Here is a 20,803-nt window from a genome sequence, read left to right as displayed (position 1 = left end):
CCAGATTACACTCTTATCGGTAGTCTGGTTTTTTGTTTTGTGGTCTTCAGTTTTTTCTTGACAAGCCTTTCCTTTTTATGATATCTTTTAGGCAACATGTGTTGCGCAACGAACGTTGCGTGAAAGGAGTCTTATGCCACCCAAGGTTAAATTTAGTAAAGAGACTATCATTGGGACAGCTTTACAATTGGTACGCGAACAGGGCATGTCTAGTTTGACAGCTAGAGCATTAGCGGAGAAACTGGGAGCTACACCAAGAGTCATTTTTGGGCAATTTGCTAATATGGCTGAGTTACAAGCAGAGGTTATTGGTGCTGCGGAGATGGTGGTGGTGGAGTATATTCGCAAGGCCTTAGAAGATGAGAAACCTTTCCGATCTGTCGGGGTTGCCTATATCCTTTTCGCCTCAAAAGAGCCCCAACTCTTTCAATTGCTTTTCCAAAATCCTAGCAAAGATCCGATTCGTCGTTTTCAAGATTTTCTTCCCATGAAGGATCATAGTTACCAAATGGTTCTGGATTCGATTGTCGCAGACTATCCTTTGACTGTAGAGGAGGCTAGTCGCTTGTACCAGCATCTATTTATCTACTCACACGGGATGGCCTCGATGGTTGCTTCTGGTATTTATCAGTTCAGCATGGAAGAAGTGATTGGATTACTGACAGAGGTTTGTCAATCTCTCATCAAAGAAATGGTAGGAAAGAAATGATTCAACTAGAAAATGTGCACAAAAGTTACGGCCAAACCAAGGTTTTAAAAGGGATTGATTTGCAGATTCAAGACCAGGATGATGTGGTTATCCTCGGCCCTTCTGGATCGGGGAAATCAACTCTCTTAAATGTGCTGTCAGGCTTAGAAAAGGTAGACGAGGGGCATATCCTTATTCAAGGACAAGATTTATCACAACTCACGGATGCTCAATTGACAGCCTTTAGACGGGAGAAGATTGCCTTTATTTTCCAGCAGTATTATCTATTGCCTAATCTAACGGTTAGACAAAATGTAAAGATGGGAGCTGACCTGGCAAACAATCATGATTTTTTGCAGATTATCGAGGATTTGGGACTTGGCGATAAGCTGGACAAGTATCCGAGTGAATTGTCTGGTGGGGAACAGCAGAGAGTCTCCATTGCTCGGGCCTTGGCCAAAAAGCCAGAGATTCTTTTCTTAGATGAGCCTACGGGAGCCCTCGATGAAGAAACAGGACGCAAGATTCTCGACTATATCTGGAAACTGAAGGAAAAACTGGGCTTCACTTTAATCATGGTGACGCACAACCAAAATATTGCGGATATGGCTAGAACCATCATTCGTGTCAATAGTGGTAAGATTACCGAAGTTGTGACCAATGATCAGCCTCAGACTGCTTATGAGATTGGATGGTAAGCTATGTTTTCAGTAAAAGATATTCGAAAATTAGTTGTCGTCAGTATCATTGGGGCTTGTGCGGTCTTTGTGGCCAATCTCTTCTTGAATTTTTACCTGGACATCGAGCAGTTGGAGATTTCGAAAACCAATCCCATGATTCAGACCTACTATGATGCCCAGGTTTCGCTTTCCTGGATGGTGGCCATGGTCAGTGGAGTCGTCTTGTCCTTGACGTCGGTCCTTCTCATGTGTTTTTATATCAAACAATTTGTTGATGACCACAAGGAACAATTAGGGATTTTAAAGGCCTTGGGCTACAGCAATGGCCAGTTGGCTAAACGATTTTGGGCTTTTGGGCTCAGTTTTGGAGCTGGGGCGCTTCTTGGCTATTTTGCTTCTTTTCTTATGATGGGACATTTTTACGACTTTCGTAATGAGAAGAGGATTTTGCCAGAAATTACCATTCACTTTCACTGGCAGCTTTTGCTTGCTTTGGTGATCCTTCCAACGGCATTTTTTATGCTTCTCGCGATTGGTTATGCTAGAAGACAACTACAAACGCCGGCTCTTCGCTTATTGAAAAAGTCCCCAAGTCCGATCAAGGTCAAAAGGAGAAAGAGGGCTTTCAAGAAAGACAAATCCTTCTTAAAAGAGCTGTCTTCGTCACTGATTTGGGGGAGAAAATCTATCTTGTTCTTTGTGGTCTTTGGCTCCATGTGTTTTGCAGCCATGGTTCAATTGTCCTTTGGCTTAAGAGATTACACAGATGACATCATCCAAACCATGATGATTATGATTGGCTTAATTCTTTCTTTCTCGATTCTCTTTTTGTCATTGGGGATTGTCGTCTCAGAAAGTCGCGAAACCTTAGCCTTGATGAAGGCTTTTGGCTACACCAATCGTGAATGCCAAAATCATATTCTCGCTCCCTATCGTTTTTGGGCCTATTTAGGATTTGTTCTTGGGACGGTTTATCAATATGGCATCATGGAAATCTTGATTGGTGTAATCAAAGATACAGTTCCTGAAAAGATTGAGCATAGCTTTGATTGGAATGTTTGCTTCTGGACCTTGATTGGCTTTGCTGTGGTTTATGAAAGCCTGTTTTATCTATCCAACAGAAAACTCCAAAAGCAAACCATCAAAGAAGTACTTTTAGCTGAATGATTTATGACAGTAATCCTTAATATCAGTGTTTTTTAATGAGAAAAAATAGAAGATTCATTGACTTTAGACCTCTTAAAGAGGTCTTTTTCTCTTATGAAAACGCTACATAAGAGACTAAATGCACTATCACAATCTTGTGATAGTTTACATCTTCTTAACATTGTCCCGAAATTCTTGCATTCTCTATTGTTAAAGCGTAAGATAGACACTGTTTTAATTTTAGTGCATTAAAACATGTCTTGAAATATTTCTAGATGTATAAGGCAAATAGAATTTTATGAAAGAGGAGTCTCGAATGTCAGATAAACAAATGAAAACCCTTGGTTGGGTGGCAACCTTCATGTCAGTTATGATGTATGTATCATACGTACCACAAATCATGGACAATTTGTCTGGTCATAAAGGAAACTTTATCCAACCATTGGTAGCTGCAGTCAACTGTAGCCTTTGGGTTTACTATGGTCTCTTTAAAAAAGAACGTGACCTTCCCCTTGCTGCGGCCAATGCACCAGGTATTATCTTTGGTTTAATTACAGCATTGACAGCTTTGTTCTAAAATAAAGCAAAATTTCTTTCTATACTTTTTTTCTTAACGCAGAAAACGAGAGCAGAACTAGCGACAGTTAAAGATTGTCGTTCTAGTTTCACTCTCGTTTTTTGTTTTTAGTTACTAAGAAGAGCCTTGATAGCATCTTCCATTTTTAGTGGTTCAGTTTTGGAAGAAAAGCGTTCGACGACTTGACCTTCACGGTTAATCAAAAACTTAGCAAAGTTCCATTCGATTCTAGCCCCAAGCGGTCCAGATTTTTCTTGTTTTAGCCAATCAAAAAGTGGTTCTGCTTCCTTACCATTGACCTTGATTTTGGCAAAACGAGGGAAGGTAGTATGGTAATTGAGGGTGCAGAAGGTATTGATTTCTTCAGCACTACCAGGGGCCTGCCCCATAAATTGATTACAAGGAAAATCAAGAATCTCGAAACCCTGGTCTTTGTATTTGTCATAAAGTTCCTGCAAACCTTGATACTGTGGCGTCAAACCACAACCTGTTGCTGTATTGACGATTAAGACGACCTTGCCCTTATAATCATTTAGGGATACGGGCTGGTCAGCTTGATCTGAAACTGTAAAATCGTATAAGGTTGTCATAAAAAACTCCTTTGGCTTAGTTGAGACTATTATAGCAAAGTTAGTTAGAGAAGTGGTTATTCAGGAAGAATAGAGATTAAATGGTGTTTGTGATAGTAATTCTTTATATTGGCGTTAAGAATTACTTATAGCTGACGGTAATAATACTATGTAAGGATATGTACTTAAAAGAAGTTAACAATAGGTTTTAACGTTATTTGGGTTACTATATCATAAATTTTATTTATGGCTAGGGATAAAATTTCTTTATTTTTCGGATGTGATAATCTCTGATAAGATAATGTCATTCAGTTTTGAAGCAGCTAGTGATAATAGGAGTTGAAAGTATTTTAGGTATGTTCATTAGCTGTTGATATTAGGATAAGAGAAAAGGAGATTCTTATGTCAGAAAAAAGAGAGTTAGTTTTGAAAGCATTTCGTGGAGAAAGTGTTGATCGTGTCCCGGTGGGATTTTGGCATCATTTTACTACTGAAGCAGAGTGGTTACATGGTTTTGAAAATCCAGAAATTATTGATAAAAATAAGGCTGGTCATAAAAAATTTATAGAAGAAGTCAAACCCGATTTTGTTAAATTGATGAGTGATGGTTTCTTTGCATACCCACAACCTGCTTTTAAAGACTTTAAGTCAATCAGTGATTTGCAAACAATTGAACCTTTAGGTGCAAATCATCCTTGGATTTCTGCCCAAGTTGAACTTGTAAAAAGTTTGATTGCTGATTTTCCTGAAGATATCGTTGCAATTTACAATATCTTCGCTCCGGTTACTTATTTTAAATGGTTAGTTGGAAAGGTTTCGGGTGGAGATGACGCTATCGCAGATTACATTGAGGAGAACCGTGAAGCTTTGAAGCATGTTTTAGATGTTATTGGAGAAGACATCGCAAGTCTTAGTCAGAGAGTGATTAAAGAAGCTGGTGCTGATGGTATTTACCTAAGTGTTCAAAGTATTCAAGATAATCGTGTTAGCGCTGAGACTTATAAGGAAATCATTTCTCCAAGTGAATTAAAGGTTTTAGATGCAGCTAATGAGGTCAAGGGTCACAATATTCTACATATTTGCGGTTACGAAGGGGCTCGTAATAACATCGAACTCTTTAAAGATTATTCTGCTCAGGTAATTAATTGGGCGGTTGGTCCTGAAGGAATTAGTTTGGCAAAAGGCCGTAACATTTTTGGAGGTCGCACAGTTCTTGGTGGGTTTGAAAATGGAAAAGATGGTCTTCTATATACTGGAACTAAAACAGCTATTCAAGAAAAGGTTAGGGAGATTATTGCTGATACTGGAACCCATGGGTTAATCATTGGTGCTGATTGCACGATTCCAAGTGATGTTAACCATGAGCGTATTGAATGGGTACGTGAAGCAGCAATTTTGTAAGAAAAAGGAGAGATTAATATGAGTAAAAAGACATGGATTATTGGTGGAGCAGTTGTTGTAGCACTTATTGGGGCTACAGTTATTGGACGTAGCTTAACAGGAGATAAAAAAGCAAAATCAGACTCTGGAAAGGTAACAACATTAAAGGTTGCCCATACTCAAAACTATGTTCCTTATGATTTTGTTGATAAGGATGGTAATTCTGATGGCTATGAGGTAGCTGTATTAAAGGAAATTGATAAAAAGCTTCCACAGTACAAATTTGAATATACTGGAACAAGTGATGATGACCTTTTGATTGGTTTAGAGTCAGGTAAATATGACATTGGTACTAAGGGCGCGTGGTATACAGATGAACGTGCTAAAAAGTTTATTATTCCTAAAGATCCAATTGGAGCAAGTATTATTGGATTTACCATTCGTAAGGATGATAAAGATAAATATAAAAATATCTCTGATTTTGCAAAACAAAATGGTCGATTGGTGCCAATTTCACCACAAAATGCTCAGTGGAATGTTATCAAAGACTACAACGATGAGCATAAAGATCAACCAATCGAGTTGACATCTGCGGAATCTTTCCAAGTTTCAGATGCCTATGCATGGGTTTTGGAAAATCGTTATGATGCTTACTTTGATATTAAATTATCTTTTGAAAAGGCTGTAACTGATAAAGATGGTGCGTATCATCAATATGCAGATAAATTGACTTGGTTCCCTTATAAAGGAATTCCAACATATCCACTTTTGCATCGTGATAGTAAGAATGAAGAGTTTTCAAAAGAATATACTAAGGCAATTAAAGAACTAAAAGAAGACGGTACACTTGAAAAGTTATCTAAAAAATACTTTGGTGAGGATGTCTTCTCATACGTAGACAAATAAGTAATTGTAACGTCGTAAAGTAGGATGTTTTGATAAGCTTCTGAAGTGAGTTTAGTTAGGAGAAATTATGGTCAATTATGACATTTCAAAAGTTTTTGGAGCATTACCTGAAATCATAAAGGGCTTACCGATGACATTATTGGTTATCTTATTAACGACTTTACTTGGGTCGTTATTAGGAGGATTAATTGCTTGGGCAAGCCTTTCTAAGGATAAAGCTTTAGAGAATTTAGCTAAGGGATATGTTTTTATCTTACGCTGTACCCCACCTATTGTGCTATTATTCTTGGTATTTTACGGAGTTCCAGAATTTCTTAATTGGTGGTTAGGATTAGATATAAATGATTGGTCTAAATTGATATTTGTTCTTGTGACTATGGTTCTCCTATTTTCAGCAATGATATCAGAAGTGTTTAAAGCGGCTTATCAAGCAATTCCTAAAGGACAATTAGAAGCCGGGCTTAGTATTGGGCTTACTTCTGAACAAACCTTTGTAAGAATTATTGCCCCTCAAGCATTTAAGGTTGCTTTACCAAATATTACAACAGCTATACTTAACCTTATGCGTGATGCAGCTTTGGCTTATACGATTGGTTTTATTGATGTTATGGGCAAAGGGAACCTTTTGATTAGTCGCCATTTAGGAAATTATTCTTTAGAGACTTATACAGCTGTTGCCTTTGTTTATTGGGGAATAGCATTAATTCTATCGTTGATTTCTAGGATAGCAGAGCAACAATTGAGTGTAAAAGAGAGGTAAAAAATGAATATTACTTTTATTATAGATACCTTTATCAAGGCTTTATATGGTGTTCCGGTAACACTGGGAATCATGGTTGTGGCTATTCTATTGAGTTTTCTACCTGCTTTATTTCTCGCTTTGGGTCAAATTTATAAGGTACGAGGTGTTAAGACTTTTTCAATTGTTTATCTTGCGTTTATTCGTGCAACACCTCCAATTCTTTTAATTTTATTCTTTTATAGTTTGTTCCCTAGTTTGTTAAATCAGTTTTTTAAAGGTATTGGGAGTCACATAGATGTCTTCAAAGTTAATCCGCTTTACTATGCCTTTATTATCTATAGCTTGATGACAACAGGAAGCTTATCAGAAATCATTCGATCAGCATTACTAACTGTTGATAAAGGTCAACTAGAAGCTGCACAAGCCATAGGTTTAACAACAAGACAAGCCTATCTTAGAATCGTTTTTCCACAGGCACTTAAGGCTGCGCTTCCAAATTTGTGTAACTTAGTTATCAATATTGTAAAAGGAACGTCACTTGTCTTTGTTATGACGATAAAAGATATTACCGCAATTGCACGAGTCGAAGCAGCATATGGATATCAATATTTTGAATCTTATTTTGTCATCTTCATTTTATATTTAATCATTTGTGGTATCATTCAAGTTCTCTTTAACTTTGGAGAAAGAAAATTGCAATTTACATAGAGGGAGTCACTATGCTAGAAGCTAAACATATATCAAAAACATTTGGAGATCGTCAGGTTCTTGTTGATGTCAATCTACAAGTGAAACAGGGAGATGTGGTTGTCATCTTGGGACCATCAGGTTCAGGAAAAACAACTTTCTTACGTTGCCTTAATCATTTGGAGAAAGCTGATGGAGGTCAATTAACAATTTCAGGTAAGGACTACTCTTTGGATAAGTTATCAAAGAAAGATATTTTAGATATCAGAAAGAAGACAGCTTTTGTATTTCAACATTACAATTTATTTGCAAACAAGACTGCCATTGAGAATATCTTGGAAGGTTTAGTGATTGCTAGGAAAGTTCCCAAAAGTGAAGCACAAGAGATTGCTGAAGAAGCACTTAAAAAAGTTGGTCTTCTGGATTTTAAAGATTACTACCCATCACAACTTTCAGGAGGACAACAACAACGTATTGGTTTAGCTAGAGCAATAGCAGTAAAACCAGAAGTTATCTTGTTAGATGAACCAACATCGGCCCTTGATCCAGAACTAGTTGGGGATGTTCTGGATGTCATGAAACAACTTGCTCATGAAGGAACAACAATGGTAGTTGTGACTCATGAGATGGGGTTTGCACGAGATGTAGCTAATCATGTCGTTTTCATGGATGGTGGTCATGTCATCGAAGAGGGGAGTCCAAAAGACATTTTTTACAGACCAAAAGAAAAACGTACCCAACAATTTTTGGCACGTATTCTTTCTGATGCTAGTTATGATTTGGAATATATGATTTGATCCATCATTAATAAGTTGTAATTAGAGTATATAATTCTTGTATAAATAAAATAGGCTGAGGTTATTTCTCAGCCTATTTTATGTTTCCTATATGTAATGTTAGTTTATATAGTCCTTAACTCCCACAAAAAAACCAAGACTTTCGTCTCGGTTTCATCCCATATTATGACACGACATGTCCGTCTTTGTCGAAGGTATAGAGTTTACCGTCGATGAGAACAGAGCGGTTTGTGTATTTTTCACCTGTTTTAGGGTCCAAATAGTAGGTGTGGTTATCGACTGTGACGAAGCGTCCTAGGACTTGTTTGCCTTCAGCGTCGAAGTAGAGGACCTTACCATCAACTTCTTGGAAGCCGGTCACTTTCTCACCTTTATCATTGTAGTAATAGTTGTCACCTTTATCGTAGACAATACGATTGCGATAAGCTGGTTCACCCTTGCGGTCAGCAACTACACCATTGTCATCAGCATTATAGGCTCTGTCTCCGATGACAAAACGTCCTGTTTCAAGGTTTCCACTATCTCGGAAGTAGTAGTCCTTGCCGTTGATGGTTTGCCAACCTGTCAGAGCAGCTCCGTCATTGCCATAGTAGCGTGTTGGGTAGTATGGAAAACGTGGAGAACCTTCGTAGTTGTATGATTTTGAAAAGGCGTTGCGTGTCATGATACCAGTCAATTGGTCAAATTGGTATGTCTTACCGTTGATTGTAACCTCTGTGCCTTTGGCTTGACGGCCATCTTCATAGAAATAGTAACTGACGCCATCAAAGGTCTTCAAACCAGTGACTTTTTGGCCATTTTCATAGAGATAACTTGTACCGCTAGGATCTGTCTTCAATTGGTCAAAGTGGATGGCTTTTTCTTTTGTCGCATCAATACCCTTGGCATCAAAATTAAAGGTTACACCACGATAGGTAAGGGCCTTGTTAGTTGTTGCAATGGCAACGTTTGTGGTCACTTTTTGACCATTTGGTGCTGTGAAGGTCATTGGTGTAGAGTCGAAATGGTAGAGGTGTCCGTTAAGAATGTCCCATTCGTCAAAAGTTGACCATTGGGATTGGCGGACGTTACTATATTTAGATCCAATAATCTTACCATCATATTGATAAGGACCTTCTTTGATTTTACCATCGGAATCTGTGATATAAACGCCTTCAAGGTCATAAGCATTTTCACCAGTACGCTTGAATTCAGGATAGAGACCGTTTGTCAAGAGTTTTCCATCTGGGCTAAAGAGCTGGGAGTTGACGACTCCTGTGTAGAGACTTCCTTTAAAGGCATCATTATCAGAATAGTCGCTACCATAGTAACGGTTGCCATCAACTTCAAACCAACCTGTCTTGAAGGCACCATCACTTCCTGCGTAGTAGATAGTTTCAGAGAAGTCACCGTAATGGTCAGTGGATGTATCATGATAAAAGGCATTGCGAAGAACAGCACCAGTTTCGCTGTTAGCGAAATACTGGTTATCACCTAGGGTAAAGAAAGCACCTCGGACTTGTTGGCCCTTATCGTTAAAGTAGTAGAGGTCCTTGTTAATGGTTTGGAAACCAGTGACCTTTTTACCATTAGCATCATAGTAGTACCATTCTTGATCGCTACCTTGAACAAATTGGTTTCGATTTGAGGTTTGAGCAGTTTTAAGAGTCGCCACACCATTGCTATCAAAGTTATAGACCGTACCGTTTAAGGTAAGTGAGCGATTAACCCACTTGTCACCTGTATTTGGATCGAAGTAGTAGGTTTTGCCGTCAATGGTAACCAGTTGTCCCTTGGCTTGGACACCATATTCGTGGAAATAAAGGTTCTGACCGTTAATGGTTTGGAAACCAGACACGGCTTTACCATCAGATCCGAAGTAGTACCAAGAGTTATCTCTATTAACGAATTGGTTAGTTACTGGATTTCCATTATCTTTATCTAGATAGTAGATATCGTTATCGTAGTAAAGGAAGTTCCCTTTGACTTGTTGTCCATTATTATTGAAGTAGTGAAGGTTGCCGTCCACCGTTTGAAAACCGTGAAGCGCTTTACCATCTTTACCAAAGTAATACCAATTCCCTTTATCATCAGAAACATAACGATTGGTTACCATGATACCAGTCTTAGGATCAAAGTAATACTGTTGACCGTTTAGGTTTTGAACACTTGTCTTGTAGTCAGCTTGGCTACGATCTAGGAATTCGGTTTGGAAACCAAATGGGGCTGAGAAGCCTTTAGTTGCTTTGAAGTCACTCATGTAATACCAATTCCCAGCTTTATCCGAAACAAAGACAAAATTAGGTTGATTACCAGTAGCGTCGAAGTAGTAAAGATTACCATTCTCGGTAACAAAGTCATCTTTTACCATCTTGCCATCTTTATCGAAGTAGTAGTAACCAAAGTATTTATGGTTTGCATAATCAAGATATCGGCGACCTGTCACACGACGTCCATTGTCTTTATCGAAATAGTAGCTATCACCATTAATAGTAACGATTTCGTTTTTAGCTTGTCGACCATCTTCGTGGAAGTAGAGGTTAAAGCCATCGATGTTCTGAGCACCAGTGACGGGTTTCCCATCTTTGCCGAGGTAATACCAGTTGTGGTTATTATCTTCGATAAACTGGTTGCGTTTGTTCGTTTCAGGGAGAACTGCTGTCAAACGACCTTGGGCATCAGCATTGTAGGCTTGACCATCGATGTTGATAGAGGTATTGGTTACCTTACGTCCATTGACTTTGTCATAGTAGAAAGATTGTCCATTTTCAGTGATAATCTCACCTTTGGCTTGCTTTCCATCCTCGTGGAAATAAAGGTCGAAATGGTCAACGTTTTGGGCACCTGTCAGATTTTTCCCGTCTTTAAGGTAGTACCAGTTGCCTTCAGCATCACTCTTGAATTGACCGCCAGAAACGACAGTAGTTTCAACAGATTCTGGTGCTTGACTGTTTACTTCAGTGACTGTGCTAGCTGTTTCTGAAGTTGCAGTTCTCGTTTCGCCACTAGCCAAATTGTAAGTGCTACTTGCTTGATCTTCTTTAAGGACTGGCTGCTTTTCCGTTGTAACAGTAGCAGTTGTATCAGCTGCATTATTGGTTGCGACTTGATCAGCTTTTGTCGTAGCTACAGTTGTTTCTGTGACGACAAAATCAGGATCTTGGCTGACGCTCTCAGGTGTGCTTGCTGAGGTGACTTGATTCGCAGCTTGTTCGTCGGCAGAGACACCAACTCCAATCAATGAGGCACCAAGTGCCAAACCAAATACGGCAATGGTAACCCATTGTTTTTTCACTTTATGAAGTTTAAAATGAACTTTATTTTCCATAAAAGTTCCCCTTTTCCTTTTTAATGACCCCATTCTAACATCTTTCATTAGAAGAATCAAACGCATTCATAAGATTTTCATGTTTTTTTCTAAAAATTGAAAATTCTTTCCAGATAAGGATTTGAGAAACAAAAAAGAATGCTAAAGGACTACTTTAGCAAGCTTCTTTTAATCGAGATGTATGGAAAATTAAAAAGTAAGCACTGGAAGTCCCCATCTTCAACATAGCATTCCCCAATAAAAGTATAAAAATACAGAAAAAGGTCCATTTAGACCAAGAAATATGGTATAATAGTTCGGTATTTCGCAAAAAATGGAGTATAAAAATGAGTATTTTTCGTAAAAAGGATGTCGGTCTCGCTCAGACTGAGATGAAACGGCATCTGACCCTTAGGGATGTGGTCCTGCTGGGAATCGGTGCCATGGTTGGTACAGGAATCTTTACGATTACTGGTACCGCAGCATCGACTCTGGCTGGTCCTGCCCTGATTATTTCAGTCTTGATTTCAGCCGTGTGTGTTGGGATGTCAGCGATTTTCTTTGCTGAGTTTGCCTCACGTTACCCATCAGCCGGTGGTGTCTACGGTTATCTCTATGCTGTCTGGGGGGAGTATCCTGCCTGGATGGGTGGCTGGTTGACCATGATTGTCTTTATGAATGCCGTATCCAGTGTTGCCTCTGGTTGGGGTGCCTATCTCAAGGGGCTACTGGCTAGCTTTGGTCTTAAGTTACCTCAAGCCATCAGTGGGCCTTTTAATCCCAGCCAAGGCACTTACATTGACCTCTTGCCAGTCTTGGTTTTGGTCTTGGTGACAGCCCTTCTTCTTATGAATTCTAAGCAGGCTTTACGTTTGAACTCTCTCTTGGTAGTGCTCAAGTTTTCAGCCTTGGCGGTCTTTATCTTAGTGGGCCTCTTCCATTTGAATCCTAGCAACTGGGCTGATTTTGCGCCATTTGGCTTTGGTCAGATTTACGGAGGAAAAACTGGGATTATGGCTGGTGCCTCTCTCATGTTCTTTGGATTCCTTGGTTTCGAGTCTATCTCTATGACAGTAGACGAAATTAAAGAGCCGCAAAAGAACGTTCCTCGAGGTATTGTTCTTGCCTTGATTATCGTGGCTTCACTTTATGTAGTGGTTTCGCTGGTCTTGACAGGAGTGGTTCACTATACCAAGTTGAATGTCGACGATGCTGTGGCTTATGCCCTTCGCTATATCGGTATTTCTTGGGCAGCCAACTACGTCTCTGTCGTTGCTATTATGACCTTGATTACGGTATGTATTTCAATGGCCTATGCCCTTAGTCGTATGGTTTATAGCCTGGCGCGTGATGGTTTCCTTCCCCAAACCTTCCAAAAGGTTTCAAAGACTAATAAGGTTCCACATCATGCGACACTTTTGACAGGCGTATTGTCAGCTATCTCAGCAGGAATTTTCTCCTTGGCCAACATGGCATCCTTGGTTAACATTGCGACCTTGGCTTACTTAGTTCTCTTGGCTATTGCTCTCATTATTCTTCGTAAGGACAAGGGCTTGCCACAGAAGGACGAGTTCAAGGTTCCATTTGTTCCGGTCTTACCAATTATCTCAATTATCGTCTGTCTCTCCTTTATGAGTCAGTACAGTTGGCAGACATGGTTAGCCTTTGGTTTGGCAGTGCTAATCGGTTCAGTTATCTATGCCTTTTACGGTTACAAACATTCTAAGTATTAAGATGAAAATGATAGTGCCATCTGGCCTATCATTTTTTGATATAATGGAAGGAAAGTAAAAGCAGGAGTAGATTGATGAAATCAGACCAGATGTGGCAAGCCTATAAGATTTTAAATCAGACAATCGGAGATAAGATTGATGCCTGGGCCTTTGGCGTGGAAGCAGATTATTTGGCAGAGCTCGTATTGATGGGGCAAAAGACAGCAACCAGTTCAGCTTTTGACTTGTATGCAGTGGGGAATGAACCATTGCCCAAGGAAAATGAACTGAGCGTCATTCTTGATAGTAAGGAGAATGCTATTTGTATTATTGAAACGACGAAAGTTGAGGTCATCCCATTTAAAGAGGTTTCTGAAAACCATGCCTACAAGGAAGGTGAAGGAGATCGAACCCTAGCTTACTGGCAAAAGCTTCATGAAAACCTCTTTAGCAAATGGTTGCATGAGGTTGGACTACATTTTAGTCAGGACAGTCTAGTTGTGTTGGAAGAATTTAGAGTGGTCTATCCTAGAGATTGAAAGTTCCCATAGTTTTGGGGATTTTTTTTACTTTAAGGAAAGATTAACCTTTCTTTAAGTCTTGTCTTAGGTTTCTTGTGTTTAATAGAGGCATCTCAAAAGTAAGAAAGAGGTCTAACATATGACATACAAAGATACGAAACAAACACAAGAACGTTACGCCATTAAAAAATCATCAAAATGGAAAACAGCGGGTTCAGTCCTAGTAGCGAGCTTAATTTTTGGTAGCTCGGTCGTCTTAAATGAAAATAAGGCTTCAGCCGATGAGGCAAACACCGAATCAACACTCTCAACGGTTACGACGGGTGAAACCACTGCCGATTTGATTGAAGAAAGTGTTCAGACAGAATCTTCGTCAAATACTACTGAGACAAGTACAGACACTGATACAAGTACTACAACTACGACATCCGACACGGCTTCGTCAGCAACAAGTACAACAGCAGACACAACAGATACATCGTCAAGTAGTGAAACATCTGATCAGTCAAGCACATCTTCAACTTCAGAAGCCAGTTCTTCTGAAAATGCTGCAACAACAACTAATGAAACTTCAGAAACGGCAACAACTACTACAGATGAAAGTAGTAGCACTAATACAAGCACAAGCTCCACTGAAGCGACTGCTTCAGAGACAGCTTCAGTTTTAACCAACAATGCTTCAGATACTACGTCTGAGACAACAACAACTGAGTCTAGCAGTGCTGATTCAGAAAGCACGACGACCACGATTACCTTTAATGGGACAACTGTGGTAACGAGTGATAGTAGCACAGTAACAGTTGACGGCACTACCGTTACCATTAATCAATCAGGTTCATATACTCTAACAGGTAATGGTTCAAGTTATACTATTATTGTTGCTGGTAGTGTGACGGATCCAGTTACAATCTACTTGGATGGTGTGACCTTAACAGATTCCTCAATCACTTCTAATTCCTCAGCAGAATTGACGGTGAATGTTCTTTCAGACAGTTCTATCTCTTCAACCTCTGCCAATGCCATCGAAGCAGCGGGAGCATTGACCATTACCAGTGGTACTGGAAGTAGCTTGACCCTTTCAAGTACTGAAAAGCACGCCATTAAGGCTGATAGTGTAACGGTTGACTCTGTAACGCTTGATTTGACTTCTGAGGCCAAGGATGGCATCAATGCGACGACAGCTGTAATCATTAAAAATGCCGTAGTCAACATCACAGCAACTGATGATGGTATTCAAGTCGAAGACGAAACAGATGTGAATAGTGGTGATTTGACAATTACCGACTCAACGGTAACGATTAATGCGACTGATAAAGGTATCACAGTTACGGATGAATTAACCGTTGAAGGCAATTCTAAAGTAACGGTCGTGGCGGGAGACGAAGGCCTTGAAGGACGTTATATTAACTTGACAGGTGGAACTGTTGACATCACTGCTGGAGATGACGGTATTAACGCCACTGAGTGGACGACCAAGGACAGTGCTGACACTTCAAGCCTAACCAACTCAACTTCTGACTTGGAAAATGAAGTTGCCATCAATATTGACGGTGCAACGGTTACAATCCAAGCAGACGGTGATGGTATCGACAGTAACGGGAATGTGACAGTTAAAAGTGGTTCTCTCTATGTCGCTCAGACAAGTGCAGATAATGCCGCTATCGACTACGATGGAACAGGTATTATCTCTGGCGGTACCGTATGGGCCATTGGTAACCAAGGAATGGCTCAGGCCTTTACAACAGGTTCAAGCCAATCTTACATCATGGCCAACATTTCAGGTAGTGCAGGGGACACCATTACAGTCACTGATAGCTCTGGAAATGTTATTGCCACAACGACAGCGACGTCTTCATTTGGAAATGTGGTCTTTAGTACCGAGAGTCTAACTTCGGGTGAAACCTATACCATCACGACCTCAAGTGGTTCAAGTGCCACTGCAACAGCTACTGAAGAAGGCACAAACAACGGTCCTGGTGCAGGTGGAATGGGTGGTTTCCCAGGTGGAGGTTTTGGTAATAGCTCAATGTCTGATAATTTCGGAGGCTATGGGGGACCGACTAGCTATGGTGGAAGCTCTACCAATACTGGTAGCATTAACACCCTATGGGGCCAATCTGGTTCGGCCAGTTCTGAGAATACGTCTAGCACAAGTACTACAAGTTCAACAAGTCAAACGACTAATACAGGACGTCCTACCCCACCAAACTTTGCTAGTCAAACAAGTAGCTCAAGCTCTACACATACTAGCACCACAGCAAGCAACAGTGCTAGTCAACCAGCTACCAACGCTTCAGTACTTACAGCGACAAACACAGCCTTATCAAATCAAAGTACATCAACTTCAAAAACTTCAAGCCCTGAAGTATCGTCTCTTGAATTACAAACAACAGTTGCTAACCAGTCTGCAGAAGAACAACCGACACAAACTATGACCAATGCGACAAGTGGTGCTCAACAAGAAGGTCAAGAGACTGCTGAAAAGTTGGATAAGATCCAAGCTCAAAATCAAACTCCTGAAGCATCAAAAGGTCAGCCAAGAGAAGTTTCAAGTCAAAAGGAAAATGTAAGCCCAGTCGTACAAACGAATCTTGCACAAAAACAAAATACCCAAACAAGTTCTAAGGCTAATCAGTCTGATAAAAGTTCACAAACGAACCAAACAAGTAAATCTAGCCTACCAAATACTGGTGATGTGAGTAGCTTGGGACTAGGCGCATTAGGAGCTGTACTCATGACAACATCGTTTGCACTTAAGGGAAGCAAGCATTCTCGTAAGTAATCTCTCATTTAAAGCATAAAAAAACTGTACCTGATGAACAGATACAGTTTTTTTACTTATTTTTTAAAACTATTTTTAAGGCCTTCAACAGCACCTTCAACGCTATCTTTAACGTCTTCGAAACCATCTTTTGCTTTAGCTACAACTTTTTCAACAGCACCTTCAATTTCAGTCTTTTTGTCGCCAGTCAGTTTACCAGCACCCTCTTTAAGAGCACCTTTAGCTTGATTCAATTTATCTTCGATTCCCATGATAGAACCTCCTTTTTATGATGAGACCATTGTAGACAATATTAAACGGTAATGCAAGTATTTTGTTTAATAAGTGACAACATTAATCTTTCCTTTATCATATTCAGCGATGAAGATATCTGAAATGTTGTCATATCCCATTTTTTGAAGCTCTTCATTTAACCAATCCTCCGTTTTACCAATAGTATCAAGAATTTCTGTTTGAATGACCCCATCAGTAACGATTGGGTATTTCGGATTTTCATCACCCGCACGAACCACAATCAATTGGCCGTTCTGTTCAATAACTGCACGTTTAACCTCTTTAAGTTGAAAAATTCCTTGGGAACGTAATTTTAAAGCGACATCAGAGGCTGAAAGTCCTTTAGAGCGACAAGCTTCAGGATCTAGTTGACCATGTTTGATGATGACAGTTGGTTTACCGTCAATCAAATGTTTGATAAAGAGAATATTGGTAATTAGCCATTTTAGAAGTAAAATCAAAATCGTCCAAATAATCAAAATCACGATATATTGGAGGATTGAAACGGTACTACTATAAATTGTACCACCGAGGATTGCACCAAGAACAAAGTTCTGTACTTGGTCAGTAGCTGAGCTAGGTGCTAGGTTTCCTTTACCTGTTAAATTGATAACAAAGACGAGTGAAATAAGCCCCAAAGCTAGTTTAATTGCAACAGTAAGATAAAAAGATGTCATTTTTTAACCTCCACGAGTTCAACATCAGACTTGTAAAGTTTTATTTGTTCTAGCAAGTAGCTGTCAGGTTCTGAACCTGAGATGGCACGATAGTACTTGTTTCCAACTTTGAGGATAGCGCCATCTGTAGTAGTAGAAGTATTGACATAAACCTTGCTCTTATCAACGTCAAGATTTTTAGACACAACCTCGATAAAGTGAAGAGATGCTCTAAATTGGTCGTTGTTAGATTGATTGCTTTGGAAATTACTGATAGCAATTAGAACCACGGCAACTAAGGTTAAAATAGAAATAATAGAGAGTTCACGAAACTTAGTATCATGGCGTTCTTTGAAGGCTTTAAAAGCAAATACACCGGTCACTAAAATAAGTCCTGCAGTAATGGCAACCATAACCCAGTTTTGTTGGCTAATCTGACTTAGCACATAGTCATAGGAATAGAATTTCATTGAGAGATTTCCTTTCATAATATCAATAACATTATAGGTTAAAAAGTCTTTAAATTCAATCAATCTATCCGAAAAATGAAGGAATGAGTAGGATTCTTAAAGGAAATTTGCTATTGAAATGACTTGCAGCCATTAAGCCAAAATCTTATGATTTCTTTAAGGACTCTGTTGATATTTTCACAAATTATGCTTATAATTGAGGTAATTACTCGTCAAAGTCTGTTTGTGATTTGCTGATGATGGAGCTTACTGGCTATAGGTGATTTTTGGAACATCCGCTTTAAAGTGGAACTGATTCATTTATCATGATGTGAGTAATCATCTATGTTAAGACATAGATTTTGAGTCTATTCATTCTTATATAAGGAGTTTTTATGTCTGAACCATTATTTTTACAATCTGTTATGCAAGAAAAAATCTGGGGCGGTACGCATTTGCGTGATGTCTTTGGCTACGACATTCCAAGCGACCATGTCGGAGAGTACTGGGCTATTTCTGCTCACCCAAATGGTGTTTCTACCATTAAGAATGGTCGTTATGCCGGTCAAACTTTAGATGTTCTTTATGCAGAGCACCGTGAATTGTTCGGCAATCGCAAGGAACCTGTCTTCCCACTTTTGACTAAGATTTTGGATGCTAATGATTGGCTTAGTGTGCAGGTCCATCCAGATGATGCTTATGGACTTGAACATGAAGGTGAGCTTGGTAAAACAGAGTGTTGGTATATCATTGCTGCTGAACCAGGCGCTGAAATCATTTACGGTCATAACGCCAAATCAAAAGAAGAACTACGTCAGCAAATTGAAAGTAAGGATTGGGAAAATCTTTTGACTAAGGTTCCAGTTAAAGCAGGAGATTTCTTCTATGTGCCAAGTGGTACCATGCATGCTATTGGTGCAGGTATCATGGTTCTTGAAACGCAACAATCTAGTGATACGACCTACCGTGTCTATGATTTTGACCGTAAAGATGATCAAGGTAACCTGCGTGAACTCCATCTTGAAAAATCTATCGACGTGCTTACTATCGGTGAGCCAGCCAACAGTCGACCAGTCACAACAAAAGTAGATGATCTCAAATCAACGCTCTTAGTAGCAAGTGATTTCTTCGCTGTTTACAAATGGGAAATCTCAGGTAAGGCTGATTTTGAAAAGACTGCTGATTACAGTTTGTTTAGTGTACTTGACGGTCAAGGAAGCCTTAAAGTAGATGGGCAAGATTATGACATTGCAAAAGGTAGCCACTTTATTCTTCCTAGCGATGTTGAAGCATGGCAAATTAAGGGAAACCTTGAACTAATTGTCAGTCACCCATAATCAAAATATCAAACTAGACGAGATGAGAATCTTGTCTAGTTTTTTCGTACAAGGATACAGAAAATTTGCAATTTTAAAAACCTTTGTAAATACGTTTCAATAGCTTGAAGTTCCAAACTAATCATGTCATACTAAATAAGTTGACTAAAATTATAATAAACAAGTTGTGTCTATTTGGGGCATAAGATCTTGTTTGTTTTAGATTGGAGAAACTTATGTTAAAAAAGGGAAGCCTTACAGCTTTATTGTTGTTTGGTATGTTCTTTGGAGCGGGAAATCTGACCTTTCCCCCTCAGTTAGGCTTTGAATCTGGAGGTCATTTTTGGCCAGCCATTGCCGGCTTTGTCCTATCAGGTGTTGGTATTGCCATCCTAACACTGGTTATCGGGACTTTAAATCCTAAGGGTTACATTCATGAGATTTCTCAAAAAATCTCGCCTAAGTTTGCCCTAGTCTATTTGGCAGTACTTTATCTGTCCATTGGTCCTTTCTTTGCCATTCCTAGAACAGCGGCCACCGCCTTTTCAATTGGCTTCTCGCCTTTGATTGGAAGTGGACATACAAATCTATGGCTCTTTGCTTTCACTGTGATTTACTTCGCTCTAGCGCTTTGGATTGCCATGAATCCATCTAAAATTCTAGATAGTATTGGACGTATATTGACGCCTATCTTTGCCATCATGATTGTTGTCGTTATCGTGGCAGGAGCATTTAAATATGGTGGTCACAATCCTCAGGATGCAAGTCAAGCCTATCAGGCTTCTGCTTTTGGTAAAGGATTCTTGGAAGGCTACAACACCTTGGATGCCTTGGCTTCTGTGGCCTTCAGTGTAGTAGCAGTAGTCACACTCAACCAATTAGGCTTCAAGTCTAAAAAAGAGTATATCTCAACGATTTGGGTCGTTGGTTTCGTAGTGACTATCCTCTTCGGTGCTCTGTATTTGGGATTAGCCTTTTTGGGGAATCATTTCCCACTCCAAGTGGCGGGATTACCAAAAGATGCCAATATTGGTGCAAGTGTCTTGTCACAAGCCACACAAGCCATCTTTGGACCAGCGGCTCAGATTTTCCTAGCTATCATGGTGACAGTGACTTGCTTCACAACAACCGCAGGACTTATCGTTGCGACTGGGGAATTCTTCCACAAGGCATTTCCGAAATTATCTTACAAGGCTTACGCCATTATCTTTACCTTGATTGGCTTTGCGATTGCCAACTTGGGACTTAATAATATCATTGCTTTCTCAGTGCCAGTGCTTTTGATTCTCTACCCAGTCACCATCACGATTGTTATGATTGTGATTGCCAACAAGTTCGTGGCCTTGTCTAAACCTGGTATGCAAGTGACAGTTGCAGTAGTCACGCTGATTGCCTTGCTTAGTGTAATTGGAAGCCAGTTTAAACTTTCGGGACTCAATGCCCTTATTAACTTCCTCCCATTATCAGGAGCATCACTGCCATGGTTGATACCAGCCATCTTGTGTATTCTTTTGTCTCTCATCTTACCTGATAAGATCAAGAGCGAAAGCTTCGAAATGGAATAAAAATGACATCCTATCACATAACATGTGGTGGGATTTTTTTTGTGTGGGGGATAGATTAAATTTGAATTAGA

19 protein-coding genes are annotated in these 20,803 nt (G+C 39.6%); 14 read left to right on the top strand and 5 right to left on the bottom strand.

What is annotated here, in order from left to right; translation table 11 throughout:
- The first annotated feature begins 133 nt into the window (after positions 1-133).
- The 4 genes from ACWPVZ_RS08775 to ACWPVZ_RS08760 all read left to right on the top strand — a co-directional run bounded on the left by ACWPVZ_RS08775 (position 134) and on the right by ACWPVZ_RS08760 (position 3,091).
- Entirely contained in the window at positions 134-709 is a 576-nt protein-coding gene (locus ACWPVZ_RS08775; RefSeq protein ID WP_084871269.1) for a TetR/AcrR family transcriptional regulator, read from the top strand.
- A complete protein-coding gene (locus ACWPVZ_RS08770) occupies positions 706-1,386 on the top strand; it encodes an ABC transporter ATP-binding protein (RefSeq protein ID WP_004182281.1) in 681 nt (226 codons plus the stop codon). The genes ACWPVZ_RS08775 and ACWPVZ_RS08770 overlap by 4 nt, the downstream gene beginning before the upstream one ends.
- Before the next feature lie 3 nt (positions 1,387-1,389).
- Entirely contained in the window at positions 1,390-2,535 is a 1,146-nt protein-coding gene (locus tag ACWPVZ_RS08765) for an FtsX-like permease family protein (RefSeq protein WP_454381841.1), read from the top strand.
- A 295-nt stretch (positions 2,536-2,830) separates the two neighbouring features.
- Positions 2,831-3,091, top strand: a complete 261-nt coding sequence (locus ACWPVZ_RS08760; protein ID WP_002885327.1) for a SemiSWEET family transporter — start codon at positions 2,831-2,833, stop codon at positions 3,089-3,091.
- A 107-nt stretch (positions 3,092-3,198) separates the two neighbouring features.
- On the opposite strand, the gene ACWPVZ_RS08755 is transcribed toward ACWPVZ_RS08760, so the two are convergent.
- Positions 3,199-3,681, bottom strand: a complete 483-nt coding sequence (locus ACWPVZ_RS08755) for a glutathione peroxidase (RefSeq protein WP_084871271.1) — start codon at positions 3,679-3,681, stop codon at positions 3,199-3,201.
- Positions 3,682-4,062: 381 nt separating this feature from the next.
- Here ACWPVZ_RS08755 and ACWPVZ_RS08750 point away from each other — a divergent pair, with 381 nt between their 5' ends.
- The 5 genes from ACWPVZ_RS08750 (at position 4,063) to ACWPVZ_RS08730 (ending at position 8,172) form a co-directional block, all read left to right on the top strand.
- Positions 4,063-5,061, top strand: coding sequence for a uroporphyrinogen decarboxylase family protein (locus ACWPVZ_RS08750; protein WP_084871272.1), 999 nt, complete (start codon positions 4,063-4,065; stop codon positions 5,059-5,061).
- 18 nt (positions 5,062-5,079) lie between these two features.
- A complete protein-coding gene (locus ACWPVZ_RS08745; protein WP_004182285.1) occupies positions 5,080-5,946 on the top strand; it encodes a transporter substrate-binding domain-containing protein in 867 nt (288 codons plus the stop codon).
- 67 nt (positions 5,947-6,013) lie between these two features.
- Positions 6,014-6,706, top strand: a complete 693-nt coding sequence (locus ACWPVZ_RS08740; RefSeq protein WP_048790057.1) for an amino acid ABC transporter permease — start codon at positions 6,014-6,016, stop codon at positions 6,704-6,706.
- Positions 6,707-6,709: 3 nt separating this feature from the next.
- A complete protein-coding gene (locus ACWPVZ_RS08735) occupies positions 6,710-7,396 on the top strand; it encodes an amino acid ABC transporter permease (protein WP_004182287.1) in 687 nt (228 codons plus the stop codon).
- A gap of 11 nt (positions 7,397-7,407) precedes the next feature.
- A complete protein-coding gene (locus tag ACWPVZ_RS08730; RefSeq protein WP_021143941.1) occupies positions 7,408-8,172 on the top strand; it encodes an amino acid ABC transporter ATP-binding protein in 765 nt (254 codons plus the stop codon).
- A 163-nt stretch (positions 8,173-8,335) separates the two neighbouring features.
- Here the strand turns inward: ACWPVZ_RS08730 and ACWPVZ_RS08725 are convergent, their stop codons facing one another.
- Positions 8,336-11,479 (bottom strand): KxYKxGKxW signal peptide domain-containing protein, encoded by a 3,144-nt coding sequence (locus ACWPVZ_RS08725; protein WP_454381840.1) that lies wholly within the window; start codon positions 11,477-11,479, stop codon positions 8,336-8,338.
- A gap of 326 nt (positions 11,480-11,805) precedes the next feature.
- Between ACWPVZ_RS08725 and ACWPVZ_RS08720 the strand changes: the two genes are divergently transcribed.
- The 3 genes from ACWPVZ_RS08720 to ACWPVZ_RS08710 all read left to right on the top strand — a co-directional run bounded on the left by ACWPVZ_RS08720 (position 11,806) and on the right by ACWPVZ_RS08710 (position 16,473).
- The gene (locus ACWPVZ_RS08720; RefSeq protein ID WP_343086407.1) at positions 11,806-13,191 is read left to right on the top strand and encodes an amino acid permease; all 1,386 of its coding nucleotides are present in this window, start codon (positions 11,806-11,808) and stop codon (positions 13,189-13,191) included.
- A 74-nt stretch (positions 13,192-13,265) separates the two neighbouring features.
- On the top strand, positions 13,266-13,709 hold the full coding sequence (locus tag ACWPVZ_RS08715; protein WP_454381839.1) for an ASCH domain-containing protein: 444 nt from the start codon (positions 13,266-13,268) through the stop codon (positions 13,707-13,709).
- Positions 13,710-13,830: 121 nt separating this feature from the next.
- Positions 13,831-16,473 (top strand): carbohydrate-binding domain-containing protein, encoded by a 2,643-nt coding sequence (locus tag ACWPVZ_RS08710; protein ID WP_454381838.1) that lies wholly within the window; start codon positions 13,831-13,833, stop codon positions 16,471-16,473.
- Between the two features lie 56 nt (positions 16,474-16,529).
- Here the strand turns inward: ACWPVZ_RS08710 and ACWPVZ_RS08705 are convergent, their stop codons facing one another.
- The 3 genes from ACWPVZ_RS08705 to ACWPVZ_RS08695 all read right to left on the bottom strand — a co-directional run bounded on the left by ACWPVZ_RS08705 (position 16,530) and on the right by ACWPVZ_RS08695 (position 17,872).
- Positions 16,530-16,724, bottom strand: a complete 195-nt coding sequence (locus ACWPVZ_RS08705) for a CsbD family protein (RefSeq protein ID WP_118189262.1) — start codon at positions 16,722-16,724, stop codon at positions 16,530-16,532.
- 66 nt (positions 16,725-16,790) lie between these two features.
- Positions 16,791-17,423, bottom strand: coding sequence for a DUF421 domain-containing protein (locus tag ACWPVZ_RS08700; protein ID WP_002885232.1), 633 nt, complete (start codon positions 17,421-17,423; stop codon positions 16,791-16,793).
- Positions 17,420-17,872, bottom strand: a complete 453-nt coding sequence (locus ACWPVZ_RS08695) for a DUF3290 family protein (RefSeq protein WP_002885310.1) — start codon at positions 17,870-17,872, stop codon at positions 17,420-17,422. The genes ACWPVZ_RS08700 and ACWPVZ_RS08695 overlap by 4 nt, the downstream gene beginning before the upstream one ends.
- Positions 17,873-18,246: 374 nt before the next feature.
- Here ACWPVZ_RS08695 and manA point away from each other — a divergent pair, with 374 nt between their 5' ends.
- Both manA and brnQ read left to right on the top strand, forming a co-directional pair.
- A complete protein-coding gene (gene manA, locus ACWPVZ_RS08690) occupies positions 18,247-19,188 on the top strand; it encodes a mannose-6-phosphate isomerase, class I (protein ID WP_454381837.1) in 942 nt (313 codons plus the stop codon).
- Positions 19,189-19,403: 215 nt separating this feature from the next.
- Complete coding sequence (gene brnQ, locus ACWPVZ_RS08685) at positions 19,404-20,732, top strand: branched-chain amino acid transport system II carrier protein (RefSeq protein WP_454381836.1); 1,329 nt, start codon at positions 19,404-19,406, stop codon at positions 20,730-20,732.
- The last annotated feature ends 71 nt before the right edge of the window (positions 20,733-20,803 follow it).

It is taken from the genome of Streptococcus sp. Marseille-Q6379 (genome assembly GCF_965119505.1).
This window is presented reverse-complemented; position numbering and strand designations above follow the sequence as displayed.

Coding starts and splice junctions, on each gene's coding strand:
- ACWPVZ_RS08740 (WP_048790057.1), top strand. CDS start 6,014: ATGGTCAATTATGACATTTCAAAAGTTTTTGGAGCATTACCTGAAATC.
- ACWPVZ_RS08765 (WP_454381841.1), top strand. CDS start 1,390: ATGTTTTCAGTAAAAGATATTCGAAAATTAGTTGTCGTCAGTATCATT.
- brnQ (WP_454381836.1), top strand. CDS start 19,404: ATGTTAAAAAAGGGAAGCCTTACAGCTTTATTGTTGTTTGGTATGTTC.
- ACWPVZ_RS08715 (WP_454381839.1), top strand. CDS start 13,266: ATGAAATCAGACCAGATGTGGCAAGCCTATAAGATTTTAAATCAGACA.
- ACWPVZ_RS08725 (WP_454381840.1), bottom strand. CDS start 11,479: ATGGAAAATAAAGTTCATTTTAAACTTCATAAAGTGAAAAAACAATGG.
- ACWPVZ_RS08705 (WP_118189262.1), bottom strand. CDS start 16,724: ATGGGAATCGAAGATAAATTGAATCAAGCTAAAGGTGCTCTTAAAGAG.
- ACWPVZ_RS08745 (WP_004182285.1), top strand. CDS start 5,080: ATGAGTAAAAAGACATGGATTATTGGTGGAGCAGTTGTTGTAGCACTT.
- ACWPVZ_RS08735 (WP_004182287.1), top strand. CDS start 6,710: ATGAATATTACTTTTATTATAGATACCTTTATCAAGGCTTTATATGGT.
- ACWPVZ_RS08750 (WP_084871272.1), top strand. CDS start 4,063: ATGTCAGAAAAAAGAGAGTTAGTTTTGAAAGCATTTCGTGGAGAAAGT.
- ACWPVZ_RS08730 (WP_021143941.1), top strand. CDS start 7,408: ATGCTAGAAGCTAAACATATATCAAAAACATTTGGAGATCGTCAGGTT.
- ACWPVZ_RS08760 (WP_002885327.1), top strand. CDS start 2,831: ATGTCAGATAAACAAATGAAAACCCTTGGTTGGGTGGCAACCTTCATG.
- ACWPVZ_RS08720 (WP_343086407.1), top strand. CDS start 11,806: ATGAGTATTTTTCGTAAAAAGGATGTCGGTCTCGCTCAGACTGAGATG.
- ACWPVZ_RS08700 (WP_002885232.1), bottom strand. CDS start 17,423: ATGACATCTTTTTATCTTACTGTTGCAATTAAACTAGCTTTGGGGCTT.
- ACWPVZ_RS08755 (WP_084871271.1), bottom strand. CDS start 3,681: ATGACAACCTTATACGATTTTACAGTTTCAGATCAAGCTGACCAGCCC.
- ACWPVZ_RS08775 (WP_084871269.1), top strand. CDS start 134: ATGCCACCCAAGGTTAAATTTAGTAAAGAGACTATCATTGGGACAGCT.
- ACWPVZ_RS08770 (WP_004182281.1), top strand. CDS start 706: ATGATTCAACTAGAAAATGTGCACAAAAGTTACGGCCAAACCAAGGTT.
- manA (WP_454381837.1), top strand. CDS start 18,247: ATGTCTGAACCATTATTTTTACAATCTGTTATGCAAGAAAAAATCTGG.
- ACWPVZ_RS08695 (WP_002885310.1), bottom strand. CDS start 17,872: ATGAAATTCTATTCCTATGACTATGTGCTAAGTCAGATTAGCCAACAA.
- ACWPVZ_RS08710 (WP_454381838.1), top strand. CDS start 13,831: ATGACATACAAAGATACGAAACAAACACAAGAACGTTACGCCATTAAA.